This window comes from Algoriphagus sp. 4150, assembly GCF_031457395.1.
Lineage (GTDB): Bacteria > Bacteroidota > Bacteroidia > Cytophagales > Cyclobacteriaceae > Algoriphagus.
In genome coordinates this window covers 71719-88168 of record NZ_JAVDWS010000012.1, presented here as the reverse complement: position 1 = coordinate 88168, position 16450 = coordinate 71719, and the positions used below count along the sequence as shown (strand labels likewise).

Genomic DNA, 16450 nt, shown 5'->3' with positions numbered 1-16450 from the left:
CTAAATAAGCCAAGGCACTAAGGAGCCTGACATCATTGTGGATAATCATATATTTTTATTTCAACCGATCAAGCTGCCCTTTTTTCTTGACTATGTTTTTGTAGTCCCATTGGATATTTTTGGATTTCTCAAGCCAGCGTTCCAGTTTGGTTTTGTCGATTTCTAGAATGGATGTGTAAAAAATAGAAGCATCTTTAAATTTCTCCCCCTTCTTGTTCAGATCTTCTTCTTCAAAATCAGCCCCACTCCAAAACATAAGCCGTATTCCCGGTTTTTGCTTGCTGTAGCCCACTATAGGATTTCCTTCCAAAAACCACACAGGATGACTGTGCCAGATCTTACATTCTGCTTCGGTCAGGACTTTATCAATGGACAAGGCAAGCAGGTCACATATTTCCCTGCTTTCCGAATCTTGGCGTTGGTTATATGCTTGGATTTCTTCCTTCATTTTCCTGAGAAATTGCAGTGACTAAGGAATGGAACAATTTTACAAAGCAAAATATAATTAAAAAATGAAGGTTCTTCACTCAAGTTGAGTTTTCTAACCAAAATGACGGGTGAAGATAACCGAGGTGATTATTAAGAATTTTCAGTACTCCTTACTTCCGTTCTTCAATAAGTTGAAGCAATAATTCCGGTTCGTCGGTAGTGATGAAATCAGGATTTTGATCCAACAACCAATTCAAGTCTTCCGGACTGTTTACCGTCCAGGCATTTACTGTGAGTCCCAGATCCTTGGCTTCTTGGATCCATTGCGGATTCTTTTTGAGCAAATTGATATTATAGTCAAATCCAAAGAATCCCGCTTCTTTCAATTCAGCGGGCGTTTTGTCCCCTGTCAAATAAGCTACATTAGCCTCAGGAGCCAGTTCAATGACTTTCAGTCCACCTTCATAGCTGAAGGTGATGTAATCCACCCATTTTTCCGCTTTCATTTTCTTCACAGCCAGCACAGATTTTTCTGCCACTTCTTTGCTTCGCTCCACTGAGATTTTGGATGGCTTTATCTCAAAAATCAACTTGGTGCCTTTCTGTTTTTTGCCTGCTTTCAGGTATTCTTCCACTGTGGGGAGCTTCTCTCCGTTTTCATGTTTTTTGGAAAGAAGCTCCTTATAGGTAGAAGTTTCAATTTCCATCCCTTGGAAATCCGCATCATGATTCACAACCAAAATTCCGTCAGCACTCATCCAAACGTCGAATTCAGAACCTTCGCAGCCTAATTTCACGGCTTCTTTGAGCGAAGCAATAGAATTCTGCGGATGGGATTGGGCTTTCCAAGCACCACGGTGGGCGATTACTTTATTCTTGTGAAAAGATTTCTGCGCAAAAGAGACAGAACTAGCTATTAGAAAAGTAAGGAAAGTGAATAGGATAGATTTCATGATGTTTGATTTCAGGGTTTTTACCGGCTATCCAAAAGTAAAAAATCAAATGAGATGAATTATCCCGCTTGTCAGAATTCACGGAAACTTAATGATTGGTTTGACCACAGCGTACAGAGAGGGATTATCCAGAGAGCATAACCTAGTGATAGCTTTTTTCCTTAAACCACAAAGTCCGCCAAGAAAGCGCAAAGGTTATAGTTGGCTTTTCCTTGAGCATTGAATTTGAAAATTGGAAATTGATCATTTTTTTGAACCACATAGAAGCATAGCAAACATAGTAGTCCACCAAGGAACATAAAGGTTAAAGTTGGTTTTTCCTTGACCATTGAGTTTGAAAATTGAAAATTGATCATTTTTTTGAGCCACATAGAAGCATAGCAAACATAGGAGTCCACCAAGGAGCACAAAGGCTATAGTTTGCTATTCCTTGACCATTGAGTTTGAAAATTGAAAATTGATCATTTTTTGAACCACATAGGAGAACACATAGAAAGCATAGGGCTGAGCTGACTAGAAGAGAGATTAATTTCTTGGTCTCTGTGGGCTCACTCACGGAAAGATGGTTGTTGAAGGTCATTCATGATGACCCGCCTACCGGAGGGCAGGTGCGAACGGGGGCCATGACGATGATCAGGTCAGAAAGACAGTTGGTCTTTAGTCTTACACTTTATGTACTTTGTTTCTTTTGTGGTGAGTAATGATAACTGGAAAGCCATAAAGCGACCGGTCTACCTTGTGTGCGAGTCTATATTTCTGGCAAAAACTATGAGTTCTATGATTCTATGTGGTTTGAATAGCTTTACCCCATAGGGGTCCATAGGGATTTGTCTTTCAATAAGTCTAAGCCTGCCTACTGGCAGTCAGGTCAGGAGGCCTTGACTGGCCGGTATTTTTTTGAACCGCAAAGTCCACCAAGGAGCACAAAGGGTGGCTTTTCCTTGAGCATTGAATTTGAAAATTGGAAAATGATCATTTTTTTGAGCCATATAGGAACATAGCAAACATAGGGGAGCTCCTATTTAAACAAGTCCAAGTCAGGAGGCTTGAATTAGTTGGTGTTTTTTTGAACCGCAAAGTCCACCAAGGAACACAAAGGCTGGCTTTTCCTTGACCATTGAGTTTGGGAATTGGAAATTGATCATTTTTTTAAATAACAAAGCCCCGGATTTAAACCAGGGCTATGATTTGAGAATTCATATTAGAATAATGGCTTTAACTTTTTATCTTACTTCTGCTGCTGCAAATAAGTAATCAATGAAGCCAATTCCTCATAAGAAAGTGAGTTGGCCAAGCCGGGAGGCATCATGGAAGTCTCCATCACCTTACGGGTTTTGATGGTGCTTTTATCCAATTTGGTAGCGGTGCCGGTGATATCCTGAAGTACAACTTCGTCAGCTGTCTCCGCAGTCACAAATCCCATATAGCTCTTATCGTCATTTGTGTTGATCAATACAGAAGCAAAACCTTGGGAAATGGAAGCATCCGGCTTCAGGATAGATTCGGTGATCTGCGACCTGTTCATGATCGAGCCGATTTGACCCATAAATGGGCCTTTCAGAGGTTCCCCTTTTTCTATGCTATGACAGGCTATACATCCTTGGCTGGTGAATAATGCTTTTCCTTTCACCGGATCACCTTCAAGATTTTCTACAGCAATCATTACATCCTCGATGGAAGAGTCTCCAACCTGACCTTTTTTGCTCTTTATTTCTTCCAGATCAACTTCTGTTTCCTGAATAACCAAGTTTGATTTATCCGAGCCAAATTCCTCTATGTCCATTCTATTTCGCTCATTGAGGTCGGCGAAGAATTGTTTTTTTGTAGGATCTTCAAAACTGTTGCGCTCGCCGATCAAGAAATCCTTGATCTTGTCTGAGGACTCCCATGTGATCCCTTTGTAATATGGGCCATGTGTATCAGGACGGGTTCCCCACCACCAAGAACCGTCGTATGGAGCTTCTTTCTTATACAATCTGGAAAGTGTACCCAGAATTTCCGCTTTCAACTCCATATCCTCTGTGTTGCCATAAGCTTTGATCAATCCATCCACAGCTTTGGGGTCATGCATGTAGCGTAACGCCCAAAGTGCAATTTTTGAATTTTCTGTACCAATTGCAGCTAGTGTCGCATCTACTGCATCGAGCTCCACTAGTGCTTTCACCGCTACGTGCGGTAGAATAATGGCGGAATTTGGCGTAGCGTGAGGTCCTTCAGTTCCTTTGTCCGGTTGCTTAAATGATGCAGGCACCTTTACTTTGAGCAATTCCTCTGCCGCTTGCGGATTGCCAATCCTTCCCAAGGCTACAATGGATGCTGATTTCACCCGGTCATTTGGATCGGTTACTCCTCCGATAAACGGATCAAGAGGAACGCCCTGAAGACAGGTTTTTCGGTCTGCCAAAGCACGCAAGGCAAATTCTCTGACTTTTTCTTCTTGGCTTAATTTCACCAACTCACCATTGCCGCTTTCGCAAGTAGCCTGAGCGTATGTATATATGCCGGCCACTCTTACCTGTAACGGTAAGCTTTTATCCGTAGCCACAGCAAGTGCCGCTGCCCCTGCTTCGTCGGGAAAACGTGCAAGCAGCTCGCGCTGAGCATGGAAGCGTGAAACGGAATTGTTTGCTTTCAGCAATGCTGTCAATTGTTCAAGTGTGGCAGTGGTCAAGTCGGGAAAAGCTTCGTAAGTCCAGTCTTTCGGAACTACGCGAACTACATAGCCTTTCTCTTCGCTGCCAAAGTATCCTGCTCCATCCCAGGCAGCAAGGAACATCCTCCCTGATGCATCCACATCGATGTCGGTAATCTGGGCAAGTTTGATAAATTCCTCATCCTGCTGGGTAAATCCCGGTCCGTCCATTGTCACCCGATGAATGTACAATTGGCTTCTGCCCCAGTCGGCCATCATAGGCACGTGGTTGTATTTAGCCGGCCAGCGGGCATCATCCATAAAGTAACTGCCGGTGCCGGAGCCTCCGCCCAGATCAGCCAGGGCAGGGATAATCTCTTCTGTGAAATTCTGGAAAAAGTTGGGATAACCATACTCTCCCGATTGGGTGTAGTGAATGAAGCGGATGTTCCAGCCACCACCGTCATTGGTGTTGCCACGGGTATAGATGTTCATAAACGGATCTATAGCCACATCGTAGATATTTCTAGTTCCGTGTATGTACTCTTCCATTTCGGTGCCGTCAGGACGCACACGTACGATGCCTCCACCCAGCATGGTCATTTTCTTTCCATCTCTATCCGTGGCATTGTGAAACCCAAAATCACCCACTGCAATATAAATCCACCCGTCGATACCCATTCTAATCCCGTTGGTAGAGTGATCGGTCCCCCTTGAACGGATAGATTCCGGGGAAGAAATCCCTTCAATCAGGATTTTGGAAGGCCCATCTGCCACACCATCATTGTCTTTGTCTTCATAAACTACCAGATTCATTCCTTCGGCCACTCCGGTTTCTTCCGAAAACTGCGTATGAAGCACGAAAACCTGATCCCTTACCGCAATGATCCCTCTGGGATTATCCACTTTCACAAACTCAGTGTGCGAATCCAATTCTCCGTCGTTATTGCTATCGACCAACCGGACAATAGCCCCTTTGCCGGGCTCTTTGCCCAAGGAACCCATCATATCTACACCCACAAATACATTTCCATTGGGGGATACCGCCAATGCAGCCGGGCTGGGGACGATGTCAGGTCCGGCGAAATTGGTAATTATAAGTTCGGTGCTGTCAGCACCCGTAGTGTCACCTGTGAACTGAGGATAGAAATTGGAAAGCTCTTCTAAATCGGCTTTTCTTGTGTCTGGACCGGAGCATCCAAAAGCCAATAGACTGCCGGCTAAAGCTAGTACCGGAAACGAAATTTTAGACATGCTAAAAATGAAATTTGAGATTTAATATTTTGAGGTCGCTAATGCGATCCCAAATATATTGTATTCCCATTTTTTAGAGAGGTGTTTTTCATGTTTCCTTTGCTTATGGGAACTATTTATTGATAAATGGTGAGGAATGGTCAATAGAGCCTCAGTTTGAGTGAATCCAGAACTAGTGATGCTTAGAGGTTAAAACGGCTCCTCGTTTACCCAATTAAATCGCCGCTTTATCTGAGGGATTCCATTTGTTATACCGGCTAAATTCATTGAGATAAGGAATGTAACCCAGGGGCTATGGGAAAATGAAAACTATATAAAACTACCCATAACTATAGTAAGAGCTTTGGAGTAAGAGAAGTATTGATAAGTACTATACTTAGCTATCGGAAGAGAAAGGTTTCTATTTCATTTGATTTTCAAAAAGGAAAACCCCGTTTTTATTGGCAATAATGATATCCGGTTTTCCATCGGAATTAATATCCTCCACAGTAATATTTAATCCCGCTCCGGAATCATTATCAATGATATGTTCTTTGAAATAGGGAGGCTGATCAGGGGTAAGTTCGAAATAAAGTAAGTAGGGCGTATCTGCATCTCCTTCGTCATTCCCATTGTGGGCAAGATATCTTTTACCGGTGATCCATTCTGCGGAGCCGTTCCCGTTCAGGTCGGCCAAAATACTCGCATGTGTTTGAGCTGTCGTATTGCTGATCAAATGTGTTTGAAAAGTCCCGTCGGCCAGCTGCTCGTGCCACCAGATTCCGAGTGCGTGGGCAGATGCCCCGACCACATCATTTATTCCGTTTCCGTTTACATCAAGCACATATAGGTGGGACACAGGCTCGCTTATCGGCAGTGGATGAAATTTCCAATCTCCCGATTTCTGATCTGCTTTGCCTTCAAACCAACCTTCAGCTATCACCACATCGTTGATACCATCCCCATTGATATCGCCATAGCCAAGTCCATGTGAAAAGCGGTCAGTTCCCGGTACATTTTCTTCAGAAAGAGCAAAGCGTTTCCATTCCGTTTCACCCGGTATGGTGGGGGCTTGGAGCCAGATGATTTGCTTTTTTTCCGGGTCTCCACACAGAATATCCAGTCTCCCGTCCCCGTCAATATCAATAAAACCCGGAGACTCATTAGCTATCCCAACTGAGTCGGCTATGATGTGTTTTTGCCAGTTACTACTTTCTGTTTTTGGATTTTCAAACCAATAGGCGGGAGTCCCCGGATAGTCGATAATCACCACATCGTCCCAGCCATCCAGATTGACATCCATGCCAAGATTGAGAAAAGAATTGCTGTATTCTTTTCTGGGGTCAAAAACCTGTGATGGAGAGAGTTCATGCTGAGTCCAATCGGGTGCTTCAAACCAATAATATCCCGCGATTATATCGAGTTTGCCATCTTTGTTGATGTCTGCCACAGCAACTCCTTCGGAAAGAAAATCTCTGGAGATGACTGTTTTTTTGAAATCGGGAGCGGCTTTCTGTTGGCCGAAAGCTGTATTCCCATAGACACTAATTGCCATGATTGCAGCCAAACCTAATCCGGAAAGCTTAAGAAATTTGAAATTCATAGTTCTTGTTTTTAGAAAGATGGCTTTTTAAAAGGGCAACGTGATTTTGAACAGTTGCATTTTCAATTCATGATTGTGGTGTGAATCAGAATCGTCTAGGGAGTTCTTGAGTTTCCTCAAGGCCGAAGTCCCTTCCGGAGTAGAGAGCTCACTGAGTTTCTGCACCGTATATTTCAAAATCAAGGGATTTGCAGCTTTTTCTGCCAAGGCCAAAGCGCGGTCAGCATCAATACTGACCAAAGGCTCCACGGCATACCAGAGCATCAGCGGCATATTGTGATCATCCAGATCCTCTTGTCGTTGAACCAAAGCATCCATTACTTCCCAGCGTTTTTCCGGTTCTAATCGAAGCATGGCAGAGGTAAGATACAGTCTTACTAGAGCAGAAGTATCATTTTTTGCCATGGAAGTGAATTGTGCCAATGTCTCTTCTGACACGATTCTGTCTTCTACTTCAAGCTGTATAGCCCAGCTTCTGATGTATTCATCGGAATCCCTCATTAAGTTATTCAAGACTTCTTTTGAAAGTGTATTTGTCACATGAAGAGTCCATAAAGCGCGCAACCTGTTTGTAGTCTCAGGATTATTCGTCAGGATATCTTCCAAAACTGCTTTGGCTTGCTGTGGCATGCCCCGCTCTTGCAGGAGGGTTCGTGCGTTCCGGGCATACCATTCGTTTTTATGAGTTTGGTAGTTGGCAAGCGCTATGCTGCTTGCATTGGATAAATCAACCTTGACCCATTGATCATTTTCATGGGAAATTTTAAAAATCCTGCCTAAAGATTTGTCATGCACGTCCGGGTTTGGGCTATGACACTGATTCTGATCATACCAGTCGATGGCGAATACAGAACCGTCAGGTCCGTATTTAAAGTTGAGCCATTGGGACCAAGAATCGTTCATTGCCATGAAGTCATCCTGATGTGTAGCCACATAGCCTGAACCTTCCCTGTTGAGTTGATCAATATTTAATCTAGAGCCGTTGATATTATTCATGAAAATATTGCCGCTGTACATCTCCGGCCAGGTGTCTCCTCCTAGGTAAATCATAGCGCCTGCATGCGCATGTCCTCCTCCCGCAGATGCTGAGCGGAAGTTGCCGGCATGAGGTCCCCGATCTCCCACCCAGTGCACATGATCCGCGATGGTCTTGATGTCATCGTAGGTATATGGATTAAAGTGATCTCCATCCTGCCTTTGGTAGCGGGCACCTTGGATGACATGGTACATGTGTGGGATCACGCACACCGTGATAAACGGATGTCCATAGTTATTGAAATCAATGCCCCAGGGGTTACTGCTTCCTTCGGCAAACACTTCAAATTCATGCCTTGTAGGATGATACCTCCAAACGCCTGCATTAATTTTGGTCCGCTCCGTATCGGAAGCGCCGGGTTTGCCCACATTGGAATGAGTGAAAATACCATGTGTGCCATACAGCCATCCATCAGGACCCCATCTCAGATTGTTGAGTACTTCATGCGTATCGTGCGTTCCCCAGCCATCCAATAATTTTACAGGTGGGCCTGTAGGCTTGTCCTTTTCAAAGTCGGCAGGAATAAACAAAAGATAAGGGGCCGCTCCCAGCCACACTCCACCCATTCCGACTTCGATTCCACTTACAAGATTAAGCCCTTCGGTAAATACTTTTCTGGAATCCAACGAACCATCACCGTCCGTATCTTCGAAAATCAAAATTCTATCTTTTCCTTCACCTTCAGGTGCCGGAGTGGGGTAGGTGTGACCCTCCACCACCCAGAGTCTTCCCCGTGAATCAAGCGTGAAACTGATCGGTCTGATAATATCGGGTTCGGCTGCGGCGAGCGTAATGGTAAACCCTTCAGGCAGTGTCATAGCTTTGGCTGCTTCAATTCCTGAAAGGCCGGAATTTAGCACAGGATCCAGTGGGGGCAGAATGATGATGTCTTCCTGTTTTAATTCATTGGGAAAGGACGGGCGGCTTGCATAAAACATGAAATCATCAAAATTGATGTGTGCCCATCGGTCATGTGCTACGTAAGGAATTTCGGAGATTCCGGTTTCTTTGTCAATGATTCGTATAAAAACGGATTGCGCTACATACGAACTCAAATCCACCACCACCGGCTGCAGTGTAGCTCTACCTTGGCCAGTAGATTTGTAGATTACTTCTCCTGTTTCTTCCAAAACCAATTCAACCCGGGTATCGGCCAGAGCTCCTCCCGAAACCAAAAAACTCGCAAAGGGCTGAGTTACCTTAAAAGGTACAGAAGTAAGTGTCCCCGTTAGTTTGTAGTTTTCTGTGCCTCCACTGCTTAGGAAATTCTCGCCTGTAAAGTTTATCTTATCTTCTTTACTGTGAACGGGAGAGGGATCTGAATTGAAGATGGGGTTTGCAAATGCATCTCCTGAAGCAGTCCAGTCTTGAAGTGTGCCTGTTTCGAAGTTTAAGTTCAATGGCTTCCCATCTTTCTCCGGGATGATCCCTACTAGCTTGGTTTTGGTTTCATCTTCTTTTATAAGTTCAAATTCCCCTACCATTCCTGCGGCTCTATGTCCGGGAATGGAGCAGAAATAAGTGTCATCATCCACCGCAATGAATGTGATACTTGTCGTGGATCCTTTTTCCAAGATGGTTTCACTTTTGATACCGAGCTTTTCCATGGCGATATCATGTGTCATGATCTCACCGTTTGTGATGGTGATGGTCACCCGATCCCCCTTTCTTGCCTGCAGTGTAGGATTTCTGGTGCCATCAGGGGCAAAATACCCAAGCATGGTAGCCTGTAATTTGAACTCTATGTCCTCTACCGGGTCGGGAGGGAGACTGGCAGAGGCGAATGAATAGAAAGAATTTGAGCATAGAATCACACAGGATACTAGTATCATCCAGTTTTTGATCATGGCATTTGGGTTTACTGGTAAATGAAATAATTCTAAAATCAACCTATAAGCTATTCTTTTTGAAGCAGTTCTTCAATAAAAATATCCTTAAATGCTACCAGAGCTTTTCCTCCTCCGTGAATTTGCAGTCCTATCAAGCCTGACTGCGGGATGGAAGAGTCTTTTTCCGTAAGAAGTGATTTCATGAATTTAGATTTTTTGTTGAAGAGAAGTCAGGAATAGAAAAGGGGGCAAATCTCACTGCTTTTCTCCGGAGGCGCAACATCCTCAAGTTCAAAATACTAATCCATTTTTGATTTATCCCAAAATACTTTGGGGTTTGCTAAATCCGGTTTGGAGTACGCCTTCGTAATTGAATGCAAAGTGCCTGATCGATCAACTACGGTACCGGATATTACCATTTTAACAAAACCATAACCGGATTATTAACCTAAACACTCAGAAAATGAAAAATGAACTAATTAAGCCAAAGGGATTGGTGAAAAATGCTAATCGCAGACAGTTCCTCAAGATGGGATCACTCTCGGTAGCTGCCGCGGGATTAATCATGGTGGGCTGTAATGACGATATAGAAGATAGGGGGCCAAAGCCAGGCGGAGAAGGTGTAATGCTGGGTTCAGGAGATATAGGAATTTTGAATTATGCCTATGCTTTGGAGCAACTGGAGGCAGCCTTCTATGCTACCGTAATGCAGGGAAGCTACTTTGCCAATGCGAGTGCGGAAGAGAAGACCATCATGGGAGATTTGGAGAAGCACGAGAGAGCGCACAGGGAGTTTTTCAAAGCGGCTCTGGGAAATGCTGCAATCGCTGATTTGGAAGTTGATTTTAGCTCTATTGATTTTAGCAGCAGAACATCAGTTTTGATGGCTGCGAAGACCTTTGAGGATCTGGGAGTTGCTGCCTATAATGGCGCGGGTCAGTTTATTGAAAGTGTTGATTACTTGCTTATTGCAGGGAAAATTGTCTCTGTGGAAGCCAGACATGCTGCTGCTATAAGGGATTTGATCAATCCGGGCACTGCTGATTTTGCAGGAGACGATTTAATAGATGCAAATGGACTTGAGCGTACACTGAACTTCACAGAGGTATTGACAGCTGCCAGCTCATTTGTAACCACACCGATTGACTTCAGTCAGTTGCCATCATAATCCATCACTTTTAAACAACAAAGACATGAACTTATTGAAATTGCTAGATAAAATGTGCCCGGATACCAATAGCCCGGAAGAGAAAGATCTATTTTTTTCCAGAAGAGAGGCTTTTCGCCAGTTTGGAGACATGAGTAAGAAAGTAGCTATGGCGGCTGTACCACTTGGAATTCTGTCAGCTTTACCTAAAGTGGCGAAGGCAGATACTGCAAGTTTAATCGGGGTATTGAATTTTGCCTTAACCTTGGAGCATCTGGAGTATAGGTATTATCAGATGGGTATAGAAGCAGGCGTGATTGATAATGCAGATTTGGCAATCTTCACCAAAATCAGAGATCACGAATTGGCACATGTGGATTTTCTGAAAGAAGTGATAGCAAACGTATTGATGGGTACTCCTGTACCGGAGCCTGATTTTGATTTTACTGCAGGCGGCAACTTTATGCCATTCAGTGATTATCCTACGTTTTTGGCACTTTCCCAAGCATTTGAAGATACGGGAGTAAGGGCATATAAAGGACAAGCAGGAAATGTAATGGAAAATGGCGTGGTCTTGACTGCAGCGCTTGCCATACATTCTGTGGAGGCAAGACATGCTTCCATGGTAAGAAGATTAAGAACTAAGAAAGGACAGGATGATGTGAAGGGTTGGATTACCAATGCCTCAATCGGAACTCTTCCTGCTGCAACGCAGCCTATTTATGCGGGAGAAGACAACGTCACGCATGGGGGTGTTAATGTCGTTAATTTGACCGGAATAGATGCGGGTGCAGTAGCCGAAGGATGGGATGAGCCGCTTAGCAAAGAACAAGTGTTGGGAATTGCTTCTCTTTTCCTTGCCTAGTGAGGGTTAGTAGTTGGGGTTGAGTGGTTAGATGTCATCTCTGTTTAGGGATGGCATCTTTTTTTGTATAAAGATAACCGCAGAGATTTTTTAATCTTTTGCTAACATAGGAGGACGCTGAGCTTTACGCAGAAGACACAGGTCTCTTGTAAAATAAAGAATGTGAATTGGTACAGCCGGTCTTTGGCGCTTGTTGTCCTGCTTCTCCGGAAGCTGGACTTCGATTGTTTTTCTTTTAAATTTCAATAATTTCTTAGCCCAAAGTTTGATCTACATTTGAAATACAAACTTTTCCAAAGTTCTAAACTTTGGAAAAGTTAACCGTCGATTTTGAAGTCAAAGCTCAATTTTATATAAGCTACAAGGCTGTAATCTAGGGTGTTCCAATAGATCTGGATGCTCGAAATCATATTCGTATTCCATTCCTATTTTTTGCATCACACGGATTGAAGCTAGATTCTCTGAAGATGCCAGCGAATAGACTTCTTTAATGCCGAGTTCTGTGGCAAAATCAAGGCATTTCTTAGCTCCTTCACTGGCATAGCCTTGATTCCAAAATTCCTTTCTGATTCTCCATCCTATATCTACACAGGGCGTGAAGCTGGCTTTGAATGATTTTGTGCCCAAACCTATCATACCCAAGAACTCTTGGCTCTCCAATAAGTCAACGGCGAAATAACAATGACCACGCTCTTCAAAGAGTTTATTCATTCTTTCCAGCATAGTTTGCGACTCCCTTTCCGACAATGGATGCTGAAAGAAAGTCATGGTCTCTTCATCCGCATTCATTTCGGAAAAAGCCGGTAAATCAGAGGGGAGCCAAGTACGGAACCCAAGCCGCTGACTCTGGAATAGGTAAGGTGAATTCATGGCTGAATTTATGGGTTTGGAGAAAAAAAACACTGATTTTGTTCAGAATCTCTTTTTGCTCTGAGATAATAAAGTGAAATAATGCTTTTCCGAAAAGTTGTAGTATAAATAGCTACCCGATTACTTGAAGATACCATACTAGGTTTTTCTCACGCTAAATTCCACCGAGCCTTTTCCTTATAAACCTCTTCTTCCCCAGTGATTTTAAAGTTCTCTTGAAAGGACGATGTGACGGGTATTTCCTGTGTGAGGTAATGTTATTGAATACCAGCGCAACCACCAGTAAAATCAAGGAACCTGTCAATACAGGTGAAACAACATACATATAGCCCAACTCTTTCACTTTTTCAGATCCTATCACGGCTATCAGAGCTGTAGCACCGCCTGGAGGATGAAGTGTTCGTGTCATCTGCATCAATACTATAGAGAATGCGACGGCCAGCGGCGCTGCAATCCACAGGGTATCTGGGAAGATTAGATTTATAGTAACTCCGACTAGCGCAGAGACCACATGTCCACCCACGAGATTTCTCGGCTGAGCCAAAGGGCTTCCTATAAGTCCATACACCAACACACTGGAAGCGCCGAAAGAGCCAATCAAAAACAGGTTTTCGTATCCATTTAAGGTATTGCTGTGGAAATAGGTGATTAGTCCGATCCCCACAAAGGCTCCCAGAAAGGACCAAAAGTGCTCTTTGGCATCAATGAGTGTTTCCTTGTAAAAGACGTAACGGGAAACGCGGATCCCCCGTCGGATTTGCTTCTTCATCCGGATGAAAATCGAAAAATTGATTTTTGATTAAAATTGAAAAAACCACCTCAAAAATTCCAAAATCAGGATGTTTTGATGTGGTTTCAGGCAAAATTATCAGAAATATTCTACGAATTTGATAAAAATCTGATAAATATCAGCCAATTGTTGGTTTTTGGGTTAGATGGGATTGTTCCGGTTTTACTCCTTTTCCAGTTCTTTTATTTTTTAACCATCAGGCTGAACGTATGCCATGGTGTATTGGCATCGCCACCTTCATCTGCTGTGTTTTCATAGCGCTTAGATTGGGTCATTTTAACGGATTACAAGCTTAGCATATATTGATATAGCAAGTTGCTATAAATGAACGGATTGCAGGTTTGTGGAGAAATGGTGGAGTGGGTTTAAAGGTTTATTTCAGCAGTATTTTACCTCCATATCAATCTACCAGCTCCACAATTACCTCAATCTCCACAGCCATATTATTGGGCAATGCAGCTACACCTACAGCCGAGCGGGCATGTTTGCCTTTGTCACCGAACACTTCTACCATCAGATCCGAAAATCCATTGATTACGGCAGGTTGCTTGGTGAAATCCGGAACGGAATTAACCATTCCCAATACTTTCACAAATTGTTTGATCTTGCTTAAATCGCCCGTGGCCGCTTTCAGCACTGCAATGATTTCTATACCGGTCTCCCTTGCAGCATGATAACCTTCTTCTTCAGTCAAATCATCGCCGATCTTTCCAAATACTTTCGGTCCTGTTCCTGATAAATACAGCAGGTTACCGACTTGTCTCCATTTTACATAATTGGCTATAGGTATTCCGACCTCAGGAAGAGTCACTCCAAGTTTTTCCAATTGTTGTTCAGGAGTTTGCGAGTGTGCCAAAAAAGGGAAACAAAAAAGTGCCAGTACAGGAAGGAGTTTTATAAGTTTCATAAGAAAGTGTGGTTTTTTGTAGTTCTAAGCTAAGGCATTCTTTTTACTTTTAGGCTCGAACTTCAAAGTTGTTCTTATGGACAAGATAGAAATATTGCAGATGTGATATTAAAATGGAATTGAATCTGGGGATTTGAATTTTCAGATTTGAGATTTCAAATCCACTTCAATTACCAGAATCGGAAAGCCTTCTCATTTACCCGGTTTCGGAAGAAGAAATTGTCCCAAATGTCCGGAGCAAGATAAATTTCCACGCCCAGATTTACGGTCATGTAGCCATCGTACCGGTGCTTGAGACCTGAGCCGCGGCGTATTCTTCCGCCATTTCTCAGGATTTTGTCCACATCGGGCAAGCCATTGTCATCTAAGAAATTGGGGTTTCTGACAGCTAATCTTAGGCGGTCGGGATTATTGCCAGTGACATAATCATCTACCAGATCAAGGTAGAATTCACTGATATTATAGGCGGAAATATCGTCCAAGTAATCTGTCATAGTAAAGCGATAATTCCCCTCCAATGTCAAATCCATATACACATTCAGCTTATACTTTAAGCCCAAGCCCATTGGGAAAACCACGACATTTCGATTGTACGGATTGTTTTCCAGCTTAAGAGGTCTTAGATCCACCCACCGGCCATCCAGCTGAGCCTTGGGGTTGTTTGTGGACATTCCCACTCCGGCAAAAATATAAGGGTTCCATGAAGATCGATGAATGTTGGGAACTTTTACCGGAGACCAATAGTACTCAAGCATAGCAGTCACTTCCCAGTTCTTAGCTCTGAAATGAAGGTTTCTTGGGATTCTGTTGGCCCGTGGATCTGAAGGAGGATCCTGTCCGGACATTTTAATGTATGAGAAATCCGCGCGGGCTCTTAGATGTGTCCCAAATGTGTAATGCGCAGCGATGTTGGCGTTCCATTCAGGCTGTATTCCCTCATTATATTTCCAAAAAGAATACAATTCACCGAAATACTGAGTCGCTCCTGCACTTACAGAAAAAGACCAAGCTTCTTCATACTGAAAGCGATCAAAGCTCTGAGAATAGACCGGCAAAGAGGCAAGGAAAAGAAAAGTGAAGAATATCTTTTTCATAGTTTGCCTTCGCATGATTTTTCCGGATCCAACCTCCCAGTGTAAGTTAACCTAATTTTTTAATTTTTCAAATCCTGATTTAATGTGCAGATCCCGTTGCGGAAAGGGAATTTCAATATTGTGCTCCTCGAATTTTTTAAAAATGGCGTAGTATAGTTGACTTTTCAGCACTTTTGGGCGGTTGATGTATTCAGATGACCACACACGCAGAATGAAATTGATTCTATCGTCACCATAGCTATCGAAAAGCACATCGGGTGCAGGAGTCTGAAGCACCCCTTTATTTTCATTTGCAACTTCAATAAGTATGCTTTTGACCTTCTCGGGATTTTCTTTATAGGCTACTCCCACGGAGAAATTGAACCGGATATTTCTGTCATTATGCGACCAGTTGATTACAGGACTGTCTATAAACTGACTGTTTGGGACGATTATAGTGATATTGTCATTGGTGACAATGGTAGTAGATCGGGCTGAAATCCTGATCACATCCCCTGTGACATCACCCACTTCGATACGGTCTCCTATTTTGATCGGCTGCTCAAAAAGAATAATAAGTCCGGAGATAAAGTTGTTGGTAATGTTTTGCAGACCAAAGCCTATACCTACACCCAATGCTCCTGCCAGAATACCAAATGCACTTAAGTCAACTCCGTTGGTCTGTAAGATGGAAAACACGCCGGCCAAAATCAGGACGTACTTCACGATCATGCCGATAGATGCCCGTGTTCCGGAGTCGATCTGATATCTGATTAATATCTTGTAAACCAGTAATCTACGTATCCACTCAGTGACAATAAACAGAATTACAAATGAGATAATCAACGTAAGGATTATGCCCACAGTCAGCTTTGAATCGCCTAAACTGATCAGGCTAAAACTGAATATTTCCTGTATCCATTCAATAAAACTTTGAGCCTTTTGTTCAGCTACCTCTTTTATGTCCTGCTGCATTTGGTTAGTGCGTTCATTTCTGTTTTTCTATCCTCAAACTATTCTGAATAGCTTTTTTAAAGTAATATAATTCTTCGGTAACATGCTATTTTATCCATTGTTCTCTTT

Annotated in this window: 13 protein-coding genes; 2 read left to right on the top strand and 11 right to left on the bottom strand. The window is 43.1% G+C overall.

The window, feature by feature from the left end; all coding sequences use genetic code 11:
• Positions 1-55: 55 nt before the first annotated feature.
• From J2X69_RS15550 to J2X69_RS15525, 6 genes are all read right to left on the bottom strand, one after another.
• Complete coding sequence (locus tag J2X69_RS15550; RefSeq protein ID WP_310105141.1) at positions 56-448, bottom strand: DUF1801 domain-containing protein; 393 nt, start codon at positions 446-448, stop codon at positions 56-58.
• Between the two features lie 151 nt (positions 449-599).
• Complete coding sequence (locus J2X69_RS15545) at positions 600-1382, bottom strand: glycerophosphodiester phosphodiesterase family protein (RefSeq protein ID WP_310105139.1); 783 nt, start codon at positions 1380-1382, stop codon at positions 600-602.
• 1228 nt (positions 1383-2610) lie between these two features.
• Positions 2611-5268 (bottom strand): c-type cytochrome, encoded by a 2658-nt coding sequence (locus J2X69_RS15540; protein WP_310105137.1) that lies wholly within the window; start codon positions 5266-5268, stop codon positions 2611-2613.
• A 400-nt stretch (positions 5269-5668) separates the two neighbouring features.
• Positions 5669-6802, bottom strand: coding sequence for a VCBS repeat-containing protein (locus tag J2X69_RS15535; protein WP_310105351.1), 1134 nt, complete (start codon positions 6800-6802; stop codon positions 5669-5671).
• 75 nt (positions 6803-6877) lie between these two features.
• Positions 6878-9733 (bottom strand): PVC-type heme-binding CxxCH protein, encoded by a 2856-nt coding sequence (locus tag J2X69_RS15530; protein ID WP_310105134.1) that lies wholly within the window; start codon positions 9731-9733, stop codon positions 6878-6880.
• Positions 9734-9783: 50 nt separating this feature from the next.
• Positions 9784-9918, bottom strand: a complete 135-nt coding sequence (locus tag J2X69_RS15525) for a hypothetical protein (protein WP_310105354.1) — start codon at positions 9916-9918, stop codon at positions 9784-9786.
• Between the two features lie 260 nt (positions 9919-10178).
• Between J2X69_RS15525 and J2X69_RS15520 the strand changes: the two genes are divergently transcribed.
• Positions 10179-10883: a ferritin-like domain-containing protein gene (locus tag J2X69_RS15520; protein WP_310105131.1), complete on the top strand. Its 705-nt coding sequence runs from the start codon at positions 10179-10181 to the stop codon at positions 10881-10883.
• 25 nt (positions 10884-10908) lie between these two features.
• The gene (locus tag J2X69_RS15515; protein WP_310105128.1) at positions 10909-11727 is read left to right on the top strand and encodes a ferritin-like domain-containing protein; all 819 of its coding nucleotides are present in this window, start codon (positions 10909-10911) and stop codon (positions 11725-11727) included.
• A 336-nt stretch (positions 11728-12063) separates the two neighbouring features.
• Here the strand turns inward: J2X69_RS15515 and J2X69_RS15510 are convergent, their stop codons facing one another.
• From J2X69_RS15510 to J2X69_RS15490, 5 genes are all read right to left on the bottom strand, one after another.
• Entirely contained in the window at positions 12064-12597 is a 534-nt protein-coding gene (locus J2X69_RS15510) for a GNAT family N-acetyltransferase (protein ID WP_310105125.1), read from the bottom strand.
• A 154-nt stretch (positions 12598-12751) separates the two neighbouring features.
• The gene (locus J2X69_RS15505; RefSeq protein ID WP_310105123.1) at positions 12752-13366 is read right to left on the bottom strand and encodes an HPP family protein; all 615 of its coding nucleotides are present in this window, start codon (positions 13364-13366) and stop codon (positions 12752-12754) included.
• Positions 13367-13787: 421 nt separating this feature from the next.
• Positions 13788-14294, bottom strand: coding sequence for a RidA family protein (locus J2X69_RS15500; RefSeq protein ID WP_310105121.1), 507 nt, complete (start codon positions 14292-14294; stop codon positions 13788-13790).
• 170 nt (positions 14295-14464) lie between these two features.
• Positions 14465-15388, bottom strand: a complete 924-nt coding sequence (locus J2X69_RS15495; RefSeq protein ID WP_310105120.1) for a DUF6089 family protein — start codon at positions 15386-15388, stop codon at positions 14465-14467.
• Positions 15389-15439: 51 nt separating this feature from the next.
• A complete protein-coding gene (locus tag J2X69_RS15490; RefSeq protein ID WP_310105119.1) occupies positions 15440-16342 on the bottom strand; it encodes a mechanosensitive ion channel domain-containing protein in 903 nt (300 codons plus the stop codon).
• Positions 16343-16450 lie beyond the last annotated feature (108 nt).

Coding starts and splice junctions, on each gene's coding strand:
- J2X69_RS15515 (WP_310105128.1), top strand. CDS start 10,909: ATGAACTTATTGAAATTGCTAGATAAAATGTGCCCGGATACCAATAGC.
- J2X69_RS15520 (WP_310105131.1), top strand. CDS start 10,179: ATGAAAAATGAACTAATTAAGCCAAAGGGATTGGTGAAAAATGCTAAT.
- J2X69_RS15510 (WP_310105125.1), bottom strand. CDS start 12,597: ATGAATTCACCTTACCTATTCCAGAGTCAGCGGCTTGGGTTCCGTACT.
- J2X69_RS15500 (WP_310105121.1), bottom strand. CDS start 14,294: ATGAAACTTATAAAACTCCTTCCTGTACTGGCACTTTTTTGTTTCCCT.
- J2X69_RS15550 (WP_310105141.1), bottom strand. CDS start 448: ATGAAGGAAGAAATCCAAGCATATAACCAACGCCAAGATTCGGAAAGC.
- J2X69_RS15495 (WP_310105120.1), bottom strand. CDS start 15,388: ATGAAAAAGATATTCTTCACTTTTCTTTTCCTTGCCTCTTTGCCGGTC.
- J2X69_RS15505 (WP_310105123.1), bottom strand. CDS start 13,366: ATGAAGAAGCAAATCCGACGGGGGATCCGCGTTTCCCGTTACGTCTTT.
- J2X69_RS15530 (WP_310105134.1), bottom strand. CDS start 9,733: ATGATCAAAAACTGGATGATACTAGTATCCTGTGTGATTCTATGCTCA.
- J2X69_RS15525 (WP_310105354.1), bottom strand. CDS start 9,918: ATGAAATCACTTCTTACGGAAAAAGACTCTTCCATCCCGCAGTCAGGC.
- J2X69_RS15535 (WP_310105351.1), bottom strand. CDS start 6,802: ATGGCAATTAGTGTCTATGGGAATACAGCTTTCGGCCAACAGAAAGCC.
- J2X69_RS15540 (WP_310105137.1), bottom strand. CDS start 5,268: ATGTCTAAAATTTCGTTTCCGGTACTAGCTTTAGCCGGCAGTCTATTG.
- J2X69_RS15545 (WP_310105139.1), bottom strand. CDS start 1,382: ATGAAATCTATCCTATTCACTTTCCTTACTTTTCTAATAGCTAGTTCT.
- J2X69_RS15490 (WP_310105119.1), bottom strand. CDS start 16,342: ATGCAGCAGGACATAAAAGAGGTAGCTGAACAAAAGGCTCAAAGTTTT.